This is a genomic window from Pseudomonas saponiphila (assembly GCF_900105185.1).
GTDB classification, from domain to species: domain Bacteria; phylum Pseudomonadota; class Gammaproteobacteria; order Pseudomonadales; family Pseudomonadaceae; genus Aquipseudomonas; species Aquipseudomonas saponiphila.
Window position 1 is genome coordinate 3,564,505 of record NZ_FNTJ01000001.1, and the last position, 14,040, is coordinate 3,578,544.

At 65.8% G+C, this 14,040-nt stretch carries 12 protein-coding genes; 8 read left to right on the forward strand and 4 right to left on the reverse strand.

Annotation, left to right across the window (positions count from 1 at the left end):
* Nucleotides 1-159: 159 nt before the first annotated feature.
* From BLV47_RS16465 to BLV47_RS16490, 6 genes are read left to right on the forward strand one after another with little or no spacing between them, the layout of a single operon-like run.
* Nucleotides 160-3,078: a monovalent cation/H+ antiporter subunit A gene (locus BLV47_RS16465; protein WP_092315319.1), complete on the forward strand. Its 2,919-nt coding sequence runs from the start codon at nucleotides 160-162 to the stop codon at nucleotides 3,076-3,078.
* Nucleotides 3,078-3,422, forward strand: coding sequence for a Na+/H+ antiporter subunit C (locus BLV47_RS16470; RefSeq protein ID WP_011060906.1), 345 nt, complete (start codon nucleotides 3,078-3,080; stop codon nucleotides 3,420-3,422). Before BLV47_RS16465 ends, BLV47_RS16470 begins: the two co-directional genes overlap by 1 nt.
* Entirely contained in the window at nucleotides 3,419-5,107 is a 1,689-nt protein-coding gene (locus BLV47_RS16475) for a monovalent cation/H+ antiporter subunit D (RefSeq protein WP_092315321.1), read from the forward strand. The genes BLV47_RS16470 and BLV47_RS16475 overlap by 4 nt, the downstream gene beginning before the upstream one ends.
* A complete protein-coding gene (locus tag BLV47_RS16480; protein ID WP_092315323.1) occupies nucleotides 5,104-5,592 on the forward strand; it encodes a Na+/H+ antiporter subunit E in 489 nt (162 codons plus the stop codon). The genes BLV47_RS16475 and BLV47_RS16480 overlap by 4 nt, the downstream gene beginning before the upstream one ends.
* Nucleotides 5,589-5,867 (forward strand): K+/H+ antiporter subunit F, encoded by a 279-nt coding sequence (locus BLV47_RS16485; RefSeq protein WP_038846025.1) that lies wholly within the window; start codon nucleotides 5,589-5,591, stop codon nucleotides 5,865-5,867. The genes BLV47_RS16480 and BLV47_RS16485 overlap by 4 nt, the downstream gene beginning before the upstream one ends.
* A complete protein-coding gene (locus BLV47_RS16490; RefSeq protein WP_092315325.1) occupies nucleotides 5,864-6,232 on the forward strand; it encodes a Na+/H+ antiporter subunit G in 369 nt (122 codons plus the stop codon). Before BLV47_RS16485 ends, BLV47_RS16490 begins: the two co-directional genes overlap by 4 nt.
* A gap of 158 nt (nucleotides 6,233-6,390) precedes the next feature.
* Here BLV47_RS16490 and BLV47_RS16495 read toward each other — a convergent pair whose 3' ends face one another.
* Complete coding sequence (locus BLV47_RS16495; RefSeq protein WP_092315327.1) at nucleotides 6,391-6,828, reverse strand: DUF3995 domain-containing protein; 438 nt, start codon at nucleotides 6,826-6,828, stop codon at nucleotides 6,391-6,393.
* Nucleotides 6,829-6,924: 96 nt separating this feature from the next.
* Here BLV47_RS16495 and BLV47_RS16500 point away from each other — a divergent pair, with 96 nt between their 5' ends.
* Nucleotides 6,925-7,311, forward strand: coding sequence for a DUF2946 domain-containing protein (locus tag BLV47_RS16500; protein ID WP_208605274.1), 387 nt, complete (start codon nucleotides 6,925-6,927; stop codon nucleotides 7,309-7,311).
* 87 nt (nucleotides 7,312-7,398) lie between these two features.
* Nucleotides 7,399-9,534: a TonB-dependent receptor gene (locus tag BLV47_RS16505; RefSeq protein WP_092315331.1), complete on the forward strand. Its 2,136-nt coding sequence runs from the start codon at nucleotides 7,399-7,401 to the stop codon at nucleotides 9,532-9,534.
* A 626-nt stretch (nucleotides 9,535-10,160) separates the two neighbouring features.
* On the opposite strand, the gene istB is transcribed toward BLV47_RS16505, so the two are convergent.
* The 3 genes from istB to BLV47_RS16520 all read right to left on the reverse strand — a co-directional run bounded on the left by istB (nucleotide 10,161) and on the right by BLV47_RS16520 (nucleotide 13,941).
* Nucleotides 10,161-10,910 (reverse strand): IS21-like element IS1474 family helper ATPase IstB, encoded by a 750-nt coding sequence (gene istB / locus BLV47_RS16510; RefSeq protein ID WP_062838242.1) that lies wholly within the window; start codon nucleotides 10,908-10,910, stop codon nucleotides 10,161-10,163.
* Nucleotides 10,798-12,483, reverse strand: a complete 1,686-nt coding sequence (gene istA, locus BLV47_RS16515; RefSeq protein WP_062838241.1) for an IS21 family transposase — start codon at nucleotides 12,481-12,483, stop codon at nucleotides 10,798-10,800. Before istA ends, istB begins: the two co-directional genes overlap by 113 nt.
* 444 nt (nucleotides 12,484-12,927) lie before the next feature.
* Nucleotides 12,928-13,941: an ABC transporter substrate-binding protein gene (locus BLV47_RS16520; RefSeq protein WP_092315333.1), complete on the reverse strand. Its 1,014-nt coding sequence runs from the start codon at nucleotides 13,939-13,941 to the stop codon at nucleotides 12,928-12,930.
* Nucleotides 13,942-14,040 lie beyond the last annotated feature (99 nt).

The following is a 14,040-nucleotide window of genomic DNA, read 5'->3' on the forward strand; positions in this document are numbered from 1 at the left end:
TGGCCTTGCAGCGCCCGGTGAACGGGCGCATCCAGCATTTGTCTCCTACCTTTGAAAGCGCATGTAACATTTCTTAGGGGGGCCGAGCCGTCCGTGGCGGTTGGTGATCGGGGGCCTGGCACGTATTATGCGTCACACTTTTCCGCAGATTAGAAACCTATGTCCCTGATAGTTCTACTGCTTCTGCCATTTATTGGCAGCTGTCTGGCGGCCCTGCTGCCGCACAACGCGCGTAACACCGAATCTCTGCTGGCTGGCCTGGTGGCACTCATTGGCACCATCCAGGTGGCTTTGCTGTATCCGCAGATCGCCGACGGCGGGATTATCCGCGAGGAATATACCTGGCTGCCAAGCCTGGGCCTGAACTTCGTGCTGCGCCTGGACGGCTTCGCCTGGCTGTTCTCGTTGCTGGTGCTGGGCATCGGCAGTCTGGTGGCGCTGTATGCGCGCTACTACATGTCGCCGGAAGATCCGGTGCCGCGCTTCTTCGCCTTCTTCCTGGCGTTCATGGGGGCCATGCTGGGCCTGGTGATCTCCGGCAACCTGATCCAGATGGTGTTCTTCTGGGAGCTCACCAGCCTGTTCTCGTTCCTGCTGATCGGCTACTGGCACCACCGCTCCGACGCCCGCCGCGGCGCCTACATGGCCTTGATGGTCACCGGTGCCGGGGGCTTGTGCCTGCTGGCCGGAGTCATGCTGCTCGGCCATGTGGTCGGCAGCTACGACCTGGATCAGGTGCTAGCTGCCGGAGACAAGATCCGCGCCCATGCGCTCTACCCGATCTTGTTGCCATTGATCCTGCTGGGCGCCCTGAGCAAGAGCGCGCAGTTCCCCTTCCACTTCTGGCTGCCCCACGCCATGGCCGCGCCAACGCCGGTCTCGGCCTACCTGCACTCGGCGACCATGGTCAAGGCCGGGGTGTTTCTCCTGGCCCGCCTGTGGCCGTCGTTGTCCGGCACCCAAGAATGGTTCTACATCGTCAGCGGCGCCGGGGCCTGCACCCTGGTGCTGGGCGCCTACTGCGCGATGTTCCAGAACGACCTGAAGGGCCTGCTGGCCTACTCCACCATCAGCCACCTGGGGCTGATCACCCTGCTGCTGGGCCTGAACAGCCCGCTGGCGGCGGTGGCGGCGGTGTTCCACATCCTCAACCACGCCACCTTCAAGGCCTCGCTGTTCATGGCCGCCGGGATCATCGACCACGAGAGCGGCAGCCGCGACATCCGCAAGCTCAATGGCCTGATCAAGCTGATGCCCTACACCGCAACCCTGGCCATGGTGGCCAGTGCCTCCATGGCCGGGGTGCCGCTGCTCAACGGTTTCCTGTCCAAGGAGATGTTCTTCGCCGAGACGGTGTTCATCAATTCCAGCGCCTGGGTGGAAATCGCCCTGCCGGTGATCGCCACCATCGCCGGGACCTTCAGCGTCGCCTACGCCCTGCGCTTTACCGTCGATGTGTTCTTCGGCGAGCCGGCCACCGACCTGCCGCACACGCCCCACGAGCCACCGCGCTGGATGCGCGCACCGGTGGAGTTGCTGGTGTTCACCTGCCTGCTGGTGGGCATGTTCCCGGCGCAGATCATCGGTCCGCTGCTGGCCGCCGCCGCGCGGCCAGTGGTGGGCGGCACCCTGCCCGAGTACAGCCTGGCGATCTGGCACGGCCTCAATGCGCCGATGATCATGAGCCTGATCGCCATGTCCTGCGGCATCGTGCTCTACCTGCTGCTGCACAAACCGCTGGTGGCCGGGCGTTTCGCCTACCCGCCGGTGGTGGGCCGTCTCAACGGCAAGCTGTTGTTCGAACGCAGTCTGGTGGGCATGACCCGCCTGGCCCGGCGCCTGGAGCGCCGGCTGAGCACCAAGCGCCTGCAGAGCCAGCTGTTCTTGCTGATTCTGGCGGCGGTGATCACCGGCCTGATTCCCATGCTCTACAGCCAGCTGACCTGGGGCGACCGGCCGAAGATCCCCGGTTCCATCGTCTTCGTGACCTTCTGGCTGCTGGCCATCGCCTGTGCCCTGGGCGCTGCCTGGCAGGCCAAGTATCACCGTCTGGCGGCCCTGACCATGGTCAGCGTCTGCGGGCTGATGACCTGCGTGACCTTCGTCTGGTTCTCCGCGCCGGACCTGGCCCTGACCCAACTGGTGGTGGAAGTGGTGACCACGGTGCTGATCCTCCTTGGCCTGCGCTGGCTGCCACGGCGGATCGAAGAAGTCTCGCCACTGCCCAGCAGCCTGCCCAAGGCGCGCATCCGCCGCCTGCGTGACCTCTGCCTGTCGGTGGCCGTGGGCCTGGGCATGGCGGTGCTGTCCTACGCCATGCTGACCCGCCCTACCCCCAACGACATCTCCTCGTTCTACCTCAGCCGTGCCCTGCCTGAAGGCGGCGGCACCAACGTGGTCAACGTGACCCTGGTGGACTTTCGCAGCTTCGACACCCTGGGCGAGATCACCGTACTGGCCGCCGTGGCGCTGACTGTGTTCGCCCTGCTGCGGCGCTTCCGCCCGCCCAAGGAAAGCATGCAGTTGCCGGCGCAGCAGCGCCTGCTGGCCCCGGACGTGGTCACCGACCTGGTCAACCCGCGCCACGCCAGCGATACCGCCCTGGGCTTCATGATGGTGCCGGCGGTGCTGGTGCGCCTGCTGCTGCCGATCGCCCTGGTGGTGTCCTTCTACCTGTTCATGCGCGGGCACAACCTGCCGGGCGGCGGTTTCGTCGCCGGGCTGGTGATGTCGGTGGCCTTCATCCTCCAGTACATGGTGGCTGGCACCCAATGGGTCGAGGCCCAGATGAGCCTGCGGCCGCTGCGCTGGATGGGCACCGGGCTGCTGTTCGCCCTGGCCACCGGCCTTGGCGCCCTGGCCTGGGGTTATCCGTTCCTCACCACCCACACGGTGCACGTGGACCTGCCGCTGTTCGGCGATATCCACATCGCCAGCGCCTTGTTCTTCGACATCGGCGTGTACGCGGTGGTGCTGGGCGCGACCCTGCTGATCCTCACCGCCCTGGCGCACCAATCGGTGCGGGCCCACAAGCCGGCCAGCCAGTCCAAATCCCTGATCAAGAGCGGAGCCGCCTGATGGAAGAAGTCATCGCAATCGCCATTGGCGTCCTCGCCGCATCCGGCGTCTGGCTGGTGTTGCGCCCACGGACCTTCCAGGTGGTGATGGGCCTGTGCCTGCTGTCCTACGCGGTCAACCTGTTCATCTTCAGCATGGGCAGCCTGTTCATCGGCAAGGAGCCGATCGTCAAGGACGGCGTACCCCAGGACCTGCTGCACTACACCGACCCGCTGCCCCAGGCCCTGGTGCTGACCGCCATCGTCATCAGCTTCGCCATGACTGCGCTGTTCCTGGTGGTGCTCCTGGCGTCCCGGGGCCTGACCGGCACCGACCACGTCGATGGCCGGGAGCCCAAGGAATGAGTTCGTTGTCGCACCTAATCGTCGCCCCTATCCTTCTGCCGCTGTTGACCGCGGCCATCATGTTGCTGCTGGGGGAAAAACACCGTCCGCTCAAGGCGCGGATCAACCTGTTCTCCAGCCTGCTGGGCCTGGGCCTGGCCTGCTACCTGCTGTACTGGACCCAGGCCCAGGGCGCCACCGGCTCCTTCGGCGTGTACCTGCCGAGCAACTGGCAGGTGCCATTCGGCATCGCCCTGGTGGTGGATCGCCTGTCGGCGCTGATGATGGTGCTCACCGGGATCATCGGGGTCAGCGCGCTGCTGTTCGCCATGGCTCGCTGGGATGGCGCCGGGGCCAGCTTTCACGCCTTGTTCCAGATCCAGCTGATGGGCCTGTACGGCGCCTTCCTCACCGCCGACCTGTTCAACCTGTTCGTGTTCTTCGAGGTGCTGCTGGCGGCTTCCTACGGCCTGATGCTGCACGGCTCGGGTCGGGCGCGGGTGTCCTCGGGGCTGCACTACATCACCATCAACCTGCTGGCCTCGTCGCTGTTCCTGATCGGCACGGCGATGATCTACGGGGTCACCGGGACCCTGAACATGGCCGACCTGGCGATGAAGATTCCCTTGGTGCCGGAAGCCGACCGCGGCCTGCTGCATGCCGGCACGGCGATCCTGGCCATCGCCTTCCTGGCCAAGGCCGGGATGTGGCCGCTGAACTTCTGGCTGGTGCCGGCCTATTCCTCGGCCAGCGCCCCGGTGGCAGCGCTGTTCGCGATCATGACCAAGGTCGGGATCTACACCGTGCTGCGCCTGTGGACCCTGCTGTTTTCCGGGCAGGCCGGGGCCTCGGCCTACTTCGGCAACCAGTGGCTGATCTATGGCGGCCTGGCGACGATCTTCTGCGCGGCCCTGGCGATTCTTCCGGCCCAGCGCCTGGAGCGCATGGCCAGCCTGAGCATCCTGGTGTCGGCGGGCATCCTGATCGCGGTGATCGGCTTCGCCCAGCCGGCCCTCACCGGCGCGGCGCTGTTCTACCTGTTCAGCTCGACCCTGGCGCTGTGCGCGCTGTTCCTGTTGGCGGAACTGATCGAGCGTTCGCGCACGGCGGTTGAAGTGCCCCTGGAAGACGAAGGCGAAATCCTTCCGCGGCCCCTGGAAACCCTTCCCCCACCCCGGGGCAGCAACCTCGACGACGAACAGCAAGTGGTGGTCGGCCAGGTGATTCCCTGGACCATGGCCTTCCTCGGCCTGAGCTTCATTGCCTGCGCCCTGCTGATCATCGGCATGCCGCCGCTGTCGGGCTTTATCGGCAAGCTCAACCTGATCGCCGCGCTGCTCAACCCGACGGGCCTGGGCACCAGCGGCGACACGTCGGTTGCGCTGGCGGGCTGGGGTTTCCTGGCGCTGCTGATCCTCTCCGGCCTGGCCTCGCTGATCGCCTTTGCGCGCCTGGGCATCCAGCGCTTCTGGAGCCCGGAGGAGCGACCTTCGCCGGTATTGCGGCGGCTGGAATGCGTGCCGATCGTGGCGTTGCTGGGGCTCTGCGTGCTGCTCAGCTTCAAGGCCGAGCCGCTGCTGCGCTTCACCCAGGCCACCGCCGACAGCCTCAATCATCCGGAGCACTATGTGATGGCGGTACTGGGCACCCGCACCGTGCTCGGCCCTGAGTCCAAGGCCGCAGCGGCGCTGGAGGTGCAACCATGAAGCGCCTGTTCCCCGCGCCCTTCCTGTCCCTGGCGCTGTGGCTGCTGTGGCTGGTGCTGAACCTGTCCATCAGCCCCGGCAATCTGCTGCTGGGGGCCATCCTGGGCTTTCTTGCGCCTTTGCTGATGCGCCCGTTGCGGCCGCTGCCGATCCGCATCCGCCGCCCCGGCACCATCCTGCGCCTGCTGCTGCGGGTTGGCTGCGACGTGCTGGTGTCGAACCTGATCGTGGCCTGGGGCGTGCTCAACGACGGGCGCCGCCCGGTGCGTTCAGCCTTCGTCAAGATTCCCCTGGACCTGCGAGACGCCAACGGCCTGGCGGCGCTGTCCACCATCACCACGGTGGTGCCGGGCACGGTCTGGTCCGAGCTGTCACTGGACCGCAGCATTCTCTTGCTGCACGTCTTCGATCTGCAGGATGAAGGGCAATTCATCCAGCACTTCAAGACGACCTACGAGCGCCCGCTGATGGAGATTTTCGAATGAGCGCGCTGTTGAGCAACGCGATCCTGCTGAGCCTGTTTCTGTTTTCCCTGGCCATGGTCCTGACCCTGGTGCGCCTGTTCAAGGGCCCCTCGGCCCAGGACCGGGTTCTGGCCCTGGACTACCTGTACATCCTGGCGATGCTGATGATGCTGGTGCTGGGCATCCGCTACGCCAGCGACACCTACTTCGAGGCGGCGCTGCTGATCGCCCTGTTCGGCTTTGTCGGCTCCTTCGCCCTGGCCAAATTCCTTCTGCGTGGCGAGGTGATCGAATGAACAGCCTGGAACAACTGCCCCTCTGGGTGGAAGTGCTGGTGGCCCTGCTGCTGGTGATCAGCAGCCTGTTTGCCTTGATCGGCGCCCTGGGCATCCTGCGCATGAAAAGCTACTTCCAGCGCATGCACCCGCCGGCGCTGGCCTCGACCATGGGCTCCTGGACCGTGGCCCTGGCCTCGATCCTGTACTTTTCGGCGCTCAAGTCCGGGCCGGTGCTGCACGCCTGGCTGATCCCGATCCTGCTGGCGATCACGGTGCCGGTGACCACCCTGTTGCTGGCCCGGGCGGCGCTGTTCCGCAAGCGCATGGCCGGCGACGATGTACCGGCGGAAGTCAGCAGCAAACGCAGCGAAGCCGGCAACTGAGTCACCCCCCATGTAGGAGCCGGCTTGCCGGCGAAGAGGCCCTTGAGCCTTGCGGCGACTTCGAAAACGCTTTCGCTGGCAAGCCAGCTGCTACACGAGCCGGCTCCTACACAAGCCAGTTGCGACACAAGCCCGCGCCAGCAGTGGGTTGGCGGCCCTCAGGCCCAGGCCAGCACCAGCAATCCGGCTCCCAGCACCACGCACAGCGGGGAGTAGAACAGGGTGTCGAGGCGGGCGAACTTCGAGTCGCGCACTTGCTTGAAGAACCCCACCAGTTCGGAGTCGCCAATGGCCCGGGCGAACATCAGCAGGGCAATGGCGCTGATCACCCATTGCAGGGACGGATGGGCCACGGTGGGCAGATAGAGCCCGACCCGCAGGCACACCAGCATCGCCACCAGCAGCAGTCCCACCGCCACCAGCATGGTCGCCAAGGCCGGCGGGCGAAACGCCGGCTGGCTCATTCCGGGGCCCGGCCCCGGCACTTCGGGAATCACCGCGTCGCTACCGCGCTTGCCACCGGCGGCCCAGTACAGATGGATCAAACTGATCAACAGGAAGCTACCCGCCACCCCCTGTGCAAGCAGAAGATTCATGTTCAGACGTCCTTGTAAAAAAGTCGTAAAGAGAATGGACCCAAATCGGCACTTTTGTCAGTACGTTCGTCGCCTTCGATGGTAAAGTGCCACCCCATGAAATTTGCCCGTTCCGATCGCTCGCTCGTTGCCTGGATGCTCTATTGCTGCGTCCTGTTCAACGTGTTTGCCTGCAGCATCGGCCACGGGCAGATGCTCGGCCTGCAGCTCAACGGTATCGGCGGGCAGTTCTGTAGCATCGACCCGGCCACCCGGGCGCCGTTGTCGCAGCCAGCCGATCCGGACTCACTGCCAACCCTGTCCAAGGCCTTCGGCTGCCCGCTGTGCTCCACCGGCGGCATGGGCCCGCCACTCAACTCCAGCCTGACCCTGGCCCTGCTGCCGCCACCCCAGGCACCGCCTGCGCGCGCCCTGGCCAAGACCGACCTCCCTGCCCGCTCCACCTGGCCCGCGGCCCATCCCCGGGCACCGCCTCTCTCCTGACTCTTGCTCGTGCTCAACCTGCCCACTGCGCTGTCGCGCGGCGCGCGTTCGTGGGCCTTTTCCTAGTCAAGAATTCAGGATGCACCGATGAAACACCTCCCTTTGCTGGCGAGCCTGCTGGGCTGCCTGTCCATCCACGCCTGGGGCCAGCCAAACCTGGAACTGGCACCCACCACCATTGGCGCCGATGAAGCCGATGCCGAGCCGGGCCTGAACCTGGAGCAGTCCAGTGGCATGGCCTCGCGCCTGGGCCTGAGCCTGCGGGAAACCCCAGCTTCGGTGGCCGTGGCCAGCCGTCAGGACCTGGAGCGCCGCGGCGCCCGGACCTTCCAGGACGCCGCCAATGCCCTGCCCGGGGTCAACGCCAGCGCGCCGCCGGGGTTCGGCGGCTTTGTCTCCTACCGCGGCTTCACCAGCAGCCAGATCACCCAGATGTTCAACGGCATCAACGTCGCCACCGGCCTGGCGCGGCCGGTGGATGCCTGGATCTATGACCGGGTGGAACTGGTGGGCGGGCCCTCGTCGCTGATCAATGGCGCCGGCTCCGTGGGCGGCTCGCTGAACTACGTGACCAAACTGGCCGACCGGCGCGAACAGGCCGCCGAAGCCCTGCTCGGCTACGGCAGCTACGACACCACGCAAACCGCCTTCGGGGTCAATCACGCCCTCAGCCCGGCCGGCGCCGAGGTGCAGCACTACGCGCGCTTCGACGTCAGCCACAACACCAGCAACGGCTATATCGACCGCCAGGAAAGGGACGCCTGGAGCCTGGCCTTCTCGCTGCTCAGCGACCTGACCCCGGACCTCTCCCACACCCTGGCCGTGGAATACCAGGACGAGCACGAGGACAGCCCCTACTGGGGCACCCCGGTACTCAACCCCAAGGCCGGCGAGCTGAAGATCGACAAGCACAACCGCTTCAACAACTACAACGTCGCCGACGGCCTGTACGAGCAGCGCACGGTTTGGCTGCGCTCGATCATCGATTACCGGATCAACCCCAGCACCTCAGTGCGCAACACCCTCTACCACCTGGACAGCCAGCGCGACTACCGCAACCTGGAAACCTACAAGTACAACGCCGACAACAGCCGGGTGAACCGTTCCACCGCCTACCTGGTGCGGCACCAGGGCCAGCAGGACGGCAACCAGTTCGAACTGCGCCATGACGATCAGCTGTTCGGCCTCGACACCACCTGGTCCGGGGGCTTCGAATACAAGGTCAACAGCACCACCAACTCGCCGTGGAACGTGCCGGCCAACAACAGCGTCGACCCTGACAACTTCCAGCCGGGGTACTTCTATGACCTCAAGGACACCCGCCAGCGCTGGGTCAAGGACAAGACCAACCAGGTCACCACCCGTGCCCTGTTCATCGAGAACCGCCTGGCCCTGACCGATGAACTGTCCCTGCTCAGCGGCCTGCGCTACGACGCCATCGACCTGGACGTGACCAACCACCGGGCCATCACCGCCAGCAACCCGCGCCACCTCGAACGCCGCTGGGAACCGGTCACCGGGCGCCTGGGGCTGACCTGGCAGTTCCTGCCCAGCGCCAACGTCTACGTGCAATACAGCACCGCTGCCGAACAGCCCAGCGGCACTCAGAACTTCGAGGTATCCACCGGCAAGCAATGGGAAGTGGGCAGCAAGTTCGACTACCTCGAAGGACGAGGCTCGGCGACCGTCGCCGCCTATCGCATCCAGCGCCAGGACTTTGCCGTCACCGATCCCCTGGACCCGGCCAACAGCATCCCAGTGGGCCAACAGACCTCCAGGGGCATCGAACTGGCCAGTTCCCTGCGCATCACTCCCAAGCTGTTGGCCGAGGCCAACTTCGCCTGGGTGGACGCCGAATATGACGAGTTCAACGAGAAGATTGCCAGCGGCGCCGTGGTTTCGCGCAAGGGCAACACCCCGACCAACGTTCCCGAGCGGCTGGCCAACCTGTGGCTGACCTATGACCTGACTCCCAGCTGGCAGGCCGGCGTCGACGCCCGCTACGTGGCCTCGGTGTACGCCGACAACGCCAACACATTGCGGATGCCCGCCTACACCCTCTACGGCAGCTTCCTGCGCTACAAGCTCGACCACCACACCAGCGTCACCGGCCGAGTGCGCAACCTGACCAACGAGGTCTATGGCCAGTTTGCCCATGTGTCGCCAGCGTATTACCTGGGCACACCGCGGACCTTCGAACTGGCGCTGCAGACCCGCTTCTGATCCGGCTTGACCCCGTGACAGCTGGCTTGCCAGCGAAGGCGACCCCAGGAGCGACGCATGCCTTGCGGGCCTCTTCGCCGGCAAGCCGGCTCCTACCGGAATGTTCCGCGACACCGGGCGAGCGTAGGAGCTGGCTTGCCAGCGAAGGCGACCCCAGGAGCGGCGCATGCCTTGCGGTCCTCTTCGCCGGCAAGCCGGCTCCTACCGGAATGTTCCGCGACACCGGGCGAGCGTAGGAGCTGGCTTGCCAGCGAAGGCGACCCCAGGAGCGGCGCATGCCTTGCGGGCCTCTTCGCCGGCAAGCCGGCTCCCACCGGAATGTTCCGCGACACCGGGCGAGCGTAGGAGCTGGCTTGCCAGCGAAGGCGACCCCAGGAACGGCGCATGCCTTGCGGGCCTCTTCGCCGGCAAGCCGGCTCCTACCGGAATGTTCCGCGATACCGGGCGAGCGTAGGAGCTGGCTTGCCAGCGAAGGCGATCCAGGGGGCGGCGCATGCCTTGCGGGCCTCTTCGCCGGCAAGCCGGCTCCTACCTGCGGATTTCGGTGAACGTGACCGAGCGTTTCGCTAATACGTGACCGGTGCTTCCACCCCGGTTGCGCGGGTTCTGGATTGTAATCGCATCGGTCACGATGCGGCTTGTTCCTCGGCTTTTTTTCGGCGCAGCGACTCGCCTTTCATCGTCAGTCGGTAGGCGTTGTGCACCAGGCGGTCGAGGATGGCATCGGCCAGGGTCGGGTCGTTGATCCAGCCGTGCCAGTGCTCGATGGGCAGTTGGCTCGTCAGGATGGTGGAGCGGCTGCCAGCGCGGTCGTCGATCACCTCCAGCAGGTCATGCCGGGCTCCTTCCTCCAGCGGGGCTAGCGCCCAGTCGTCCAGCACCAGGACGTCGACCTTTGCCAGCTGTTGCAGGGTACGGCCGAAGCTGCCGTCGCCATGAGCGATGCGCAGTTGTTCCAGCAGGCGCGGGGTGCGCAGGTACAGGGTGCTATAGCCCTGGCGGCAGGCCTGGTTGCCCAGGGCGCAGGCCAGCCAGGTTTTGCCGGCACCGGTCGGGCCGGTCAGCAGCAGGTTGTGCTGCTGGCGGATCCAGTCGCCACTGGCCAGGGTGGCGATCAGACGCTCGTCCAGGGCGCGTCCGGTGCGGCGGTCGAGATCTTCCAGGCAGGCGTTGGCGTACTTGAGCTTGGCCTTCTTGCGCAGCCGTACCAGGCGCTGGTTGTCACGCCAGGCCAGTTCGCGGTCGAGCAGTAGGCCGAGGCGTTCATCGAAGCTCAGGCTGTGGCTGGCCGGCAGCGTCCATTGCTCTTCCAGGGCGCGGGCCATGCCGTCCAGGCGTAGCTGGTGCAGTTGATTCAGGGTGTGTTGCGGCATCATCGAACAGCTCCTGTTGCGGGGGTTGGTAGTAGTCGGCGCCACGGACGTTCTCGTGGTCGCCGGGTAAGGTCGTTTCGGCGGCACGCTGGGGCAGCGGCTGTTGATCCAGGCCTTGCTGGAGCAGGTTGCGCACGCTGCGCCCGGTGAAGGCGCGCAGGTGTACGGCACGTTCGGCAGCGGCTTCCAGGCGTGCATTGCCATAGCGCCGGGCCAGCGAGAGCAGGCCGAGGCAGGCGCGGTAGCCCATCTCCGGGTGCGGCTTGTGGGTCAGTTGGTGATCGATCAGTTGGCGCGTGTAGGGGCCGATCCGCGCGCCCCAGTCGAGCAGGCGTTGTGGCGTCCATTCGCGATGCGCCTGGTGCGCCGCGGGCATGTGCTCGCGCTGGGTACTGTAAGCGCCGCGTCGCCCCAGCAGCAGGTGGCTGGCCACCCGCCGGTTGCCATGCAGCACTTCCAGGGTGTGTGCCGTCAGTCGCACGTCCACGTTCTGCCGGGCCAGGGCGGAGGGCACGCTGTAGAAGCTGCCATTGACCTCGATGTGGTAGTCGATGCTGACCTTGCAGCGCTTGAAGGTGGCGACCTCGTAGGGATGCACCGGCAGCGCTCGCAAGGCCGGGCGATCCAGGCGCTCGAACCAGTCGCGCCGGCAGCCATCGAGCCGCTTGAACGGGCGCCGATTCAGATCCTCCAGCAGCTCGGCGATGGCCTGGTTAAGCGCATGCAGGCTGAAGAACTGCCGATGGCGCAGCCGCGCCATGATCCAGCGCTCGACCACCTGCACCGCCACCTCGGCCTTGGCCTTGTCCTGAGGCTTGCGTGGCCGTGCCGGCAGGATCACCGTCTGGTAATGACGCGCGCACTCCAGCGTGGCCCGGTTCAGGCCCGGCTCGTAGCGATCCGGCTGGGCGACCAGGGCGCGCGGATTGTCCGGCACAACCATTTCCGGCACGCCGCCAAAGTAGGTCAGAGCCTGGCCCAGCGAGGTCAGCCAGTCCACCTGGGTTTCGCCTGGCGTCGCGCAGGCATAGGTGTAATTCGAGGCGCCCAGGGCGGCGACGAAGATGTGCGCCCGGCGCACTTCGCCGGTGGCCGGGTCGACCACCGGCAGCGTCGGCCCGGCATAGTCGATGAATAGCTTCTCGCCCGCACGGTGCAGCTGACGCATCGAACGTTTGAGCGTCTGGGCGTAGCGCCGGTAGTGCTCGACGAACTGGGTGTAGCGGTAGGTCGGCTGGCCCGCATGCGCGGCGAGATATTCCTCCCACAGCAGCTGCAAGGTCACGCCCTTGCGTCGCAACTCGCGGTGGATGCTCAGCACATCGGGCAGCACTCGCTCACCGCGCGGCTTGTTCGTCGACGTCGGTGCAAACAAGGCGGCCGCCAGCGCGGCCTCGTCCATGGCCACCAGCGCCGGCCAGTCCAGCCCGGCCACCCGCGCCGCCGCGATGTACTTGCTAACCACGCCCTTGGACAGCTGCAAGGCACGGGCAATCTTCTCGTGGGACAAGCCGGCCTCAAACTTGAGGCGCAGACATTCTTTGATGTTTCGCATGGCTACTCGCGGCGCCGCCATCTTCCTCTCCCGAAATCGGTCGAGGATGGCGGCGCATCAGGTCATGCGCAACGAAGGGGAAGGCTTTCGCTAAGTCGTGACCGGCGATTTCGGTAAGCCGTGACCACCTGTTTCGGAACAGGCGGAAAATCGGTCACGTTGCTACCGAAATGAGCGGTCACGCGTTAGCGAAATGACCGGTCACGATCAACCGAAACGGCCGGTCACGGTGCTCCGAAATCCGCACCTACCGGAATGTTCCGCGATACCGGGCGAACGTAGGAGCTGGCTTGCCAGCGAAGGCGATCCCAGGAACGGCGCATGCCTTGCGGGCCTCCTCGCCGGCAAGCCGGCTCCTACCGGAATGTTCCGCGACACCGGGCGAGCGTAGGAGCTGGCTTGCCAGCGAAGGCGATCCCAGGAACGGCGCATGCCTTGCGGGCCTCTTCGCCGGCAAGCCGGCTCCTACATCAGGGCGGCAGTGACTTTGGCGGCGATGTCCTGGGGCACCCAGGCGCGCCAGAGCTCGGGGTGTTGCTTGAGGAAGGCCCGAGCCGCGTCACGGGGAGCACTGTGGCTTTCGCTCATCTGCGCCAGGGCCTGGTTGAGGGGATCGATGGGCAGGTCGACCCTGGCGAAGAATTCAACCAGTTGCGGGTACTGCTTCTGGAATGGCGCGGACACGCCAATCGACAACCTGGAGGCCAGGGAACGGCTCGGCCGCGGGTTGGGGTTGTCGGCGTCGGTCAGGGTCTTCCAGGCTTCGGCGTCAAACGGCGGCTCTTGCAGTTGCACCAGCTTGAAGCGCCCGAGCAAGGGCGTGGGCGACCAGTAATAGAACAGAATCGGCTTGCCGCGACGAATCGCCGAGCTGATCTCCGCATCCAGCGCCGCCCCGGAACCGCTGCGAAAATTCACATAGCTGTCTTGCAGGCCATAGGCCTTGAGCTTCTGCTGGTTGACGATTTCCGAAGTCCAGCCGATCGGGCTGTTGAGGAAGCGCCCCTTGCCCGGAGTCTCCGGGTCCCTGAACACCTCCTTGTAGCGGGCCAGGTCCGCGACGCTGCGCAACTCCGGCGCCAGCGGCTTGAGGCCCCTGGCCGGATCGCCCTTGATCACGTACTCCGGCACCCACCAGCCTTCGGTGGCGCCCTTGACCGTATCCCCCAGGGCCATCACCTTGCCCTCGGCCTCGGCCTTGACCCACACCGGGCTGCGCCCGGCCCACTCTTCGCCGATCACCTGGATATCGTTGCTGGCCAGGGCGGTTTCCAGGGTGATGGTGGTGCCCGGCAGGGTATCGGTGGGCAAGCCGTAACCGCTCTCCACCACGATGCGCAGGATCTCGGTGATCAGGCTGCCGCTTTCCCAGTTCAGGTCGGCGAAGTGGATCGGCTCGGCGGCCATGGCCGACGGCAACGGATTCAAGCCGGCCAGGGTCAGCAGGCCACTGACCAGCAGCGCTCGAAAGCCTTTCATGGGGTAAACCTCGCGGAATCGGGACCAGGGCCAAGAGGGACACGCTGCACTAATGCGTGCGACCCCTGAAGCATTGAGTCAACTGACTGTAGTAGAGGT